We start from the raw sequence: 6441 nt of genomic DNA, 5'->3' as shown, positions 1-6441 counted from the left end.
AGCGCCTGCGCCTCTTGCCGCAGCGCCAGGCCGCCGAGCAGGATCAGCACGTTGGACCGCTCGCGCAGCGCCCGCGCCGCGCTGCGCACCGCCATCGGGTCGGCCTGGGGCATCGCGGGGACCGGCAGGGCGGGCGCCGGCCCGCCCGGCGCGGGGTCCCAGCAGGTGTCCGAGGGCAGGATGAGCGTCGCGATCTGCCCGGGCGATGTACGGGCTGTCTGCACCGCGACCGCCGCGTCCCGCCCGACCTCCTCGGCCCGCTGCACCGTCCGCGTCCAGGCGGAGACACCCCGGGAAAAGCCCTCGGTGTCGGCGGTCAGCTGGGCGTCGAGCGGGCGGTGATAGGTCGCCTGGTCGCCGACGCAGTTGACGATCCCGGAGCGGGCGCGCCGGGCGTTGTGGAGATTGGCCAGCCCGTTGGCCAGGCCGGGACCGCAATGGAGAAGCGTGGCCGCAGGCTTGCCGGCGATGCGGAAATAGCCGTCGGCCATGCCTGTCACGACATTTTCCTGCAGGCCGAGGACGCAGCGCATCCCCGGGATGCGGTCGAGTGCTGCGACGAAGTGCATCTCGCTGGTGCCGGGATTGGCGAAGCAGACCTCGACCCCCGAACCCAGCAGGGTGTGCACCAGTGTTTCCGCGCCGTTCACGCCCCGACTCCCTGCCGCAGTGACGGCAGAGGCTGCGCGGGCCGCCCCGGCGCCGCAAGGCCCCCACCCGGGACCGATCCGCTCTCGAAAACGTGAGGCTGCCTCTTTACGGCACCCAATCCTGCCGCAATGCTGCCGCCGCCAGGGCGGACACAAAACAACCTCCCGGCCCGGGATCCAGGCCCGGAGGAGGCTTTTTGCCGGGCGCGTTGGCGCATGGGGCCGCAGGGCCTCGCGCGACCCGCCCTGGAGGGGGACGGGGTTCATGCCGCGCCTTGCGGTCGCTTTCTTCTGCTCGGGCTTCGCCGCCCTGCTGTGCCAGATCGTCTGGCAGCGCATGCTCGGCATCTTCGCCGGCTCCGACACGGTCTCGGCCGCGCTGGTGGTGGGCGCCTTCCTGGCCGGCCTCGGCCTCGGCTCGATCATCGGCGCCAAGATCGCCGACCGCCTGTCGCCCTATCGCGCCATGATCGGCTTCGCGCTCGCCGAGGGCGGCGTCGCGCTCTTCGCCCTGGTGTCCAAGTTCTTCCTGTACGATTTCCTCGCCACTGACCTCGCCGGCGTGGTGGACAACCCGGTCGCGATCTTCGCGCTCTGCTTCGCCGGCCTCGTGCTGCCCACCACGCTGATGGGCGCCTCGCTGCCGCTGCTGGCGCGCGCCATCGCCACCAACCTCGAGACGGTGGCGGAGCGCATCGGCACCCTCTACGGCCTGAACACGCTCGGCGCCGGCCTCGGCGCGCTGCTCGGCGGCTGGCTGCTGGTCGGCAACCTCGGCTTCGTCGGCGCGCTCGTGCTGGCCGCGGGCCTCGACATCCTGGCCGCGGTCCTGGCCCTCACGCTGCTGCCGGCGCTGAAGGGCGCGGCGGTGCCGTCGTCGCAGCCGGCCGCGCGCGCGGCGCTCGCCGGACAGTCGGAGCCCTTCGGGTCGCTCAGGCTCTGGTGCGTGCTCGTCTTCCTCTCGGGCTACGTGATCGTTGCGCTCGAGATCGTCTGGGTGCGCCTGCTCGGGCAGGTCGGGCAATACCATGCCTACCTGTTCCCGACCGTGCTCGGCATCTTCCTGCTCGCCGACGGGCTCGGCATGGCGGTCGCGGCGCGCATGGTGCGCCGCATGAAGGATCCCCGGCCGGCCTTCTTCATCACCCAGGCGGGCGGCTTCGCGCTCGGCGCGGCGCTGATCATGGCGCTCTACTGGGCATTGCCCTACCCGCCGATCAGCGACCACGTCTCGGCCGACGTGCAGCGCCTGCGCGACATGGGGCTCGCCACGACCGTGACGCTGATCGTGCTGGTGGTCGGCCCGCCCTCCTTCCTGATCGGCATGACCTTCCCCTTCGTGCAGCGCGCGGTGCAGCAGGACCTCGCCAGCGTCGGCGCGCGCGTGGGCTGGGTGCAGCTCGCCAACATCCTCGGCAATGCCGCGGGGTCGATCGGCACCGGCATCGTGACCTTCCACCTGCTCGGCACCGCCGGCACGCTGCAGCTGCTGGCTGCGCTGTCGGTGCTGCTGATGCTCTTCTGGCTCTGGAAGGGCGGCTGGAACCGCAAGCCGGAGCTGGCGCTGGCCGGCGCCTGCGGCCTCGCTTTGGTCGTGCTGCCGGGCAATGCCGCGCTGTGGTCGCGGCTGCACCACGAGAAGCCGGGCCAGCGCACCGCCTGGGCCGAGGACCGGTCCGGCGTCGCCTTCTTCCGCGACGACGGCTCCGTGGCTCCGCGGCCGCCCGGTGCGACGCCCGGGGAGCCCTACGGGCCCTTCTTCATCCAGGGGTTCAGCCAGGGTCGCATCCCTTTCCTGCCGATCCACCAGTTCCTGGGCGCGGTCGGCCCGCTGCTCCACCCGAACCCGGAGCGCGTGCTGGCCATCGGCATCGGCTCCGGCGGCACGCCCTGGGCGGCCGGCGTCTCGCCCGCGACGCGTGAGGTACGCGCGATCGAGCTCGTCGGCCCGGTGATCACCGCGCTCGAGGAACTGGCGCAGCGCCACCCGCAGGGGCCGATCGCCGAGATGTTCCGCAACCCGCGCTGGCGGCTCGAATACGGCGACGGAAGGCGTGCGCTGTCGAAGGGCGAGGAGCGCTACGACATCATCCAGGCGGATGCGATCCTGCCGGAGGGCTCGCATTCCGGGCTGCTCTATTCGGAGGAATTCCTGCAGGCAGTGCGGCGTCGGCTGAACCCGGGCGGGCTCTACGTGCAGTGGGGCCCGACGCAGCGGACCGTCGAGACCTTCGCCTCCGTGTTCCCCCACACCATGCTGATCATGCCGGGCTCGGTGCTGATCGGCTCCGACAGCCCGATCCCCTTCGACGCCGCCGCCCTGGCGCGGCGGTTCGCGGATCCGGCCGTGCAGGCGCATCTGGCGCGCGGGAACCGGAACTTCGACGATTATGCGTCCTTCTTCGCCCGCGCACCGCTGGCCTGGGCGCCGGGCAGCCCGCGCGCCGAGGCCTCGCTGACCGACGTCTTCCCGCGCGACGAATTCTACCTGAACAACCCCGTATACGGGACGCAGACGCTCTCCCGGCCCTCGGACGTGGTCGCACGCGCGGCCGGCCAGCGCTGATCGCCGCGCACTCGCGCAAACCGTGTGTTTCCACACGCGGCGGAAATTCGGTAGGCTCGTCTCAGGAATGGACGAGCGATGCTGAAATCCATCGTCAGCGGGTTGGGTTGCGGCGCAGCGGCGGCGCTGATCGTGCATGGATTGCTGCTGGCCGCGGAGCTCGCCTTCGAGAACCGCGGCGTCTACCTGCGCCAGACCCAGGTCGTCTTCCCGCTCGAGACCTATCTGCGGCTCGGCCTGCCGGTGACGCTCGACCGCTTGGTGACCGGGGCGGTCTGGGGCGCCCTGCTCGGGCTGCTGATCCGCTCCGGTCGCCTGCCACCGCTGGTGACCGGGTTCGTCCTCCCGGCCCTCGGGCTCACGATCCTCGGCTTCTCGGTCATCGTGGACCCGGTCTACGCGGCGAATACGTCCTGGGGCATCGGCAGCACCGGCGGGTGGTGGGCGCAGGCGCTGATCAACGGCACCTGGGGTTTCGTGGCCGCCCTCGGGCTGATCATCGTTGAGATCATGACCGCGCCCGTGCGGAACGACGTGAACGGCACCTCGCTGCGCGTGTAGCGCCGCGCCCGCGGATCAGCCCGGCACGCGCGACAGCAGCGCCACCAGCTCCGCCTGGCGCCGGCAGCCCGTGCGGCGCCGGATCCCTGCCAGATGCGACCGCGCCGTCTCGCGCGAGATGCCGCGCTTACGTGCATGCTCCTCGAGCGTCGCGCCGGCAGCCAGAGCTGCTGCCATGGCCGCCTGCGCCGGCGTCAGTCCGAACAGCCTCCCGAGCGAGGCCGCGGGCAGGGCGCGACGGCGCCCCCCGTCCGACAGGATCAGCATCGCGCCCCGAAGGCCGCTCGCACCCGGCCGGCCGGCCACCGGAACGCATCGGGCCAGCCACGGGGTGCGGCCTTGGCCGCGCGCGAGGGAGACGAGGCCGGCGGACGGCAGCAACCCCATGCGCCCATCGGCGGCGGCCAGGGCGGCCGTGACGGCACGCGCCAGCGCGACGCGCCCGGCGGCGCAAGGGACGTCGATGCCGCCACCGTCACGGTGGGTGATCCCGTCCCCGGCCGCGGCAGCGCGGCAGAAGGCGGCGTTCGCGAAGACCAGGCGCCGCTCCGCGTCGAACAGGGCGACGGGATGCTCAAGGGCGTCGAAGGCGGCTTCGAGGAGGCGGGACGCAGGATCTTCGGCGACCGCAGGAACCGTCTCAGATTTCATGCAGCGTCCAAGCTGAAGGTCTGATCCAACCAGGTTGTTACACCTTCGCGCATGTACCGCCCGAGCGTCAAGGTTGATCCGGAACACGCGTTCTCACCCGTCCGGGGGACATGCGGCCTGCTTGTCCCGGCGCCCCAGGCACCCCACCCTCTGGCGCATGGATACCCCTCTGCTCCGGGTGCGGCCCGACCCCTCTGACCCGCGCCTGACCCGCCGCGTCATCGGCCTCGACCATACGGGCGCCTCGGTCGAGACGGCGGTGACGGTGGAGCGGCCACTCACGCTGTATCTGAACAGCCGCGAGATCGTGACGATGATGACGATCCTCGATCGCCCCGAGGATCTCGCCATCGGCTACCTGCTGAACCAGGGCATGCTGAAGCGCGCGGATCGCGTCACCGGCGTGGAGTATGACGAGGATCTCGGGGTGGTCGTGGTCCGCACCGAGGCGCAGACAAATTTCGAGACCAAACTGAAGAAAAAGACGCTCACATCGGGCTGCGCCCAGGGCACCGCCTTCGGCGACCTGATGGAGGATTTCGCCTCCGTCCGCCTCGCCCCCGATGCGGTGCTCCGCACCTCTTGGCTGTATCGGCTGCTGCACCGGATCAACACGCTGCCGAGCCTCTATCTCGAGGCCGGCGCGATCCATGGCTGCGCCTTGTGCTGGCACGACCAGCCGGTGGTCTACATGGAGGACGTCGGACGCCACAACGCCGTGGACAAGATCGCCGGCTGGATGTTCCGCGAGGGCGTCGGGGCGGACGACAAGCTGTTCTACACCACGGGTCGTCTCACATCCGAAATGGTCATCAAGACCGTCCGGATGGGCATCCCGATCCTGGTCAGCCGGTCGGGCTTCACCGCCTGGGGGGTGGAACTCGCGCGGGAGGCGAATCTCACCCTCATCGGGCGCTGCAAGGGAAAGCGCTTCATCGCCCTCGCCGGCGAGAGCCGGATCGTCTTCGACGCCGACCTCTCCTACGTGCCGGAGGAAAGCGCCCGGCACTGGCGCAAGAACAGCGCCGAAGCCGTGGCATCGTCCGATGCGGAGTGACACCCTCGGCGTCGTGCTCGCCGGCGGGCTGGCGCGGCGGATGGGCGGCGGCGACAAGCCCCTCCGGACGATCGGTGGGCGGCCGCTGCTCGATCACCTGCTCGACCGCCTCGCCCCCCAGGTCCTGGCGGTGGTGCTGAACGCGAATGGCGATCCCGCCCGCTTCGCGGCGTACGCCCTGCCCGTGATCGCCGATTCGCTACCCGACCATCCGGGGCCGCTCGCCGGCATCCTGGCCGCGCTCGACCACGCCGCGGCGACGCGTCCCGACCTGCCCTGGGTCGTCTCGGTCACCGGCGACGCGCCCTTCATCCCCGACGACCTCGTCGCCCGCCTGCATGCCGCGCGCGAGGCCGCTTGCGTCCCGCTCGCCTGCGCGCGCTCGGCCGGGCAGACGCATCCGCCGATCGGCCTCTGGCCCGTCGCGCTGCGTGGGGAACTCCGCGCCGCGCTGCTGGCCGGCGAGCGCAAGATCGACCGCTGGACGGCGCGCTTCGGCTGCGCCCATGCCGACTGGCCGGCCGAGCCCTTCGACCCCTTCTTCAACGCCAACGCGCCCGAGGACCTGTCGGAGGCCGAGCGGATCCTGCACCACTTGTCCGGCGCGCGGCACGAAACTAATCAGGGCGCGCAAGGTGTCCTGGGGAGGCCCGCCAGATGAAATCCGTCCTGCTCGGCTGCGTCGCAGCCATCGTCATCGCGCTCGGCGCCTATGCCGTGCTCGACGGCACCGTCCAGCGCAGCGCGGAGCAGCGCTTCACGACCGAAGGCGTGCGCCTCTGACGCGCTGACGGGCCGGGGCGCGTCACGGCACGAGCCGTGCGGCGCATCCCGGTCCTCGACGCCCGCGGCGTCGCCTGCCCGGCCGCCTTTGCGGCCGCTGCCCTGCCGGCGGAGACCGCCACGCTGCTGGCCGCCGCCCGGCGAAGCTACGGCGCGGCCGCCCTCCGCCTCGG

The 6441-nt window shown here is 71.7% G+C and carries 7 protein-coding genes; 5 read left to right on the top strand and 2 right to left on the bottom strand.

Annotation, left to right across the window (positions count from 1 at the left end; genetic code table 11):
- Positions 1-650 (bottom strand): thiamine pyrophosphate-binding protein (locus tag L2I40_RS17025; protein ID WP_272910982.1); only part of this gene is annotated, 650 nt, incomplete at its 3' end.
- Between the two features lie 265 nt (positions 651-915).
- Here L2I40_RS17025 and L2I40_RS17020 point away from each other — a divergent pair.
- Both L2I40_RS17020 and L2I40_RS17015 read left to right on the top strand, forming a co-directional pair.
- Complete coding sequence (locus L2I40_RS17020; protein ID WP_237216389.1) at positions 916-3216, top strand: fused MFS/spermidine synthase; 2301 nt, start codon at positions 916-918, stop codon at positions 3214-3216.
- A gap of 78 nt (positions 3217-3294) precedes the next feature.
- Complete coding sequence (locus L2I40_RS17015) at positions 3295-3777, top strand: hypothetical protein (RefSeq protein WP_237216388.1); 483 nt, start codon at positions 3295-3297, stop codon at positions 3775-3777.
- A 15-nt stretch (positions 3778-3792) separates the two neighbouring features.
- On the opposite strand, the gene L2I40_RS17010 is transcribed toward L2I40_RS17015, so the two are convergent.
- The gene (locus L2I40_RS17010) at positions 3793-4515 is read right to left on the bottom strand and encodes a helix-turn-helix transcriptional regulator (RefSeq protein WP_237216387.1); all 723 of its coding nucleotides are present in this window, start codon (positions 4513-4515) and stop codon (positions 3793-3795) included.
- Between the two features lie 70 nt (positions 4516-4585).
- Here L2I40_RS17010 and fdhD point away from each other — a divergent pair, with 70 nt between their 5' ends.
- The 3 genes from fdhD to L2I40_RS24480 are packed head-to-tail and all read left to right on the top strand — an operon-like array spanning position 4586 to position 6268.
- The gene (gene fdhD, locus L2I40_RS17005) at positions 4586-5485 is read left to right on the top strand and encodes a formate dehydrogenase accessory sulfurtransferase FdhD (RefSeq protein WP_237216386.1); all 900 of its coding nucleotides are present in this window, start codon (positions 4586-4588) and stop codon (positions 5483-5485) included.
- Positions 5475-6146, top strand: coding sequence for a molybdenum cofactor guanylyltransferase MobA (mobA, locus tag L2I40_RS17000; RefSeq protein WP_237216385.1), 672 nt, complete (start codon positions 5475-5477; stop codon positions 6144-6146). The genes fdhD and mobA overlap by 11 nt, the downstream gene beginning before the upstream one ends.
- A complete protein-coding gene (locus L2I40_RS24480) occupies positions 6143-6268 on the top strand; it encodes a hypothetical protein (RefSeq protein WP_272910981.1) in 126 nt (41 codons plus the stop codon). Before mobA ends, L2I40_RS24480 begins: the two co-directional genes overlap by 4 nt.
- Positions 6269-6441: the final 173 nt, after the last annotated feature.

The organism is Falsiroseomonas oryziterrae (assembly GCF_021864505.1).
Lineage (GTDB): Bacteria > Pseudomonadota > Alphaproteobacteria > Acetobacterales > Acetobacteraceae > Falsiroseomonas > Falsiroseomonas oryziterrae.
This window is presented reverse-complemented; position numbering and strand designations above follow the sequence as displayed.

Coding starts and splice junctions, on each gene's coding strand:
- L2I40_RS17020 (WP_237216389.1), top strand. CDS start 916: ATGCCGCGCCTTGCGGTCGCTTTCTTCTGCTCGGGCTTCGCCGCCCTG.
- L2I40_RS17015 (WP_237216388.1), top strand. CDS start 3,295: ATGCTGAAATCCATCGTCAGCGGGTTGGGTTGCGGCGCAGCGGCGGCG.
- fdhD (WP_237216386.1), top strand. CDS start 4,586: ATGGATACCCCTCTGCTCCGGGTGCGGCCCGACCCCTCTGACCCGCGC.
- mobA (WP_237216385.1), top strand. CDS start 5,475: ATGCGGAGTGACACCCTCGGCGTCGTGCTCGCCGGCGGGCTGGCGCGG.
- L2I40_RS24480 (WP_272910981.1), top strand. CDS start 6,143: ATGAAATCCGTCCTGCTCGGCTGCGTCGCAGCCATCGTCATCGCGCTC.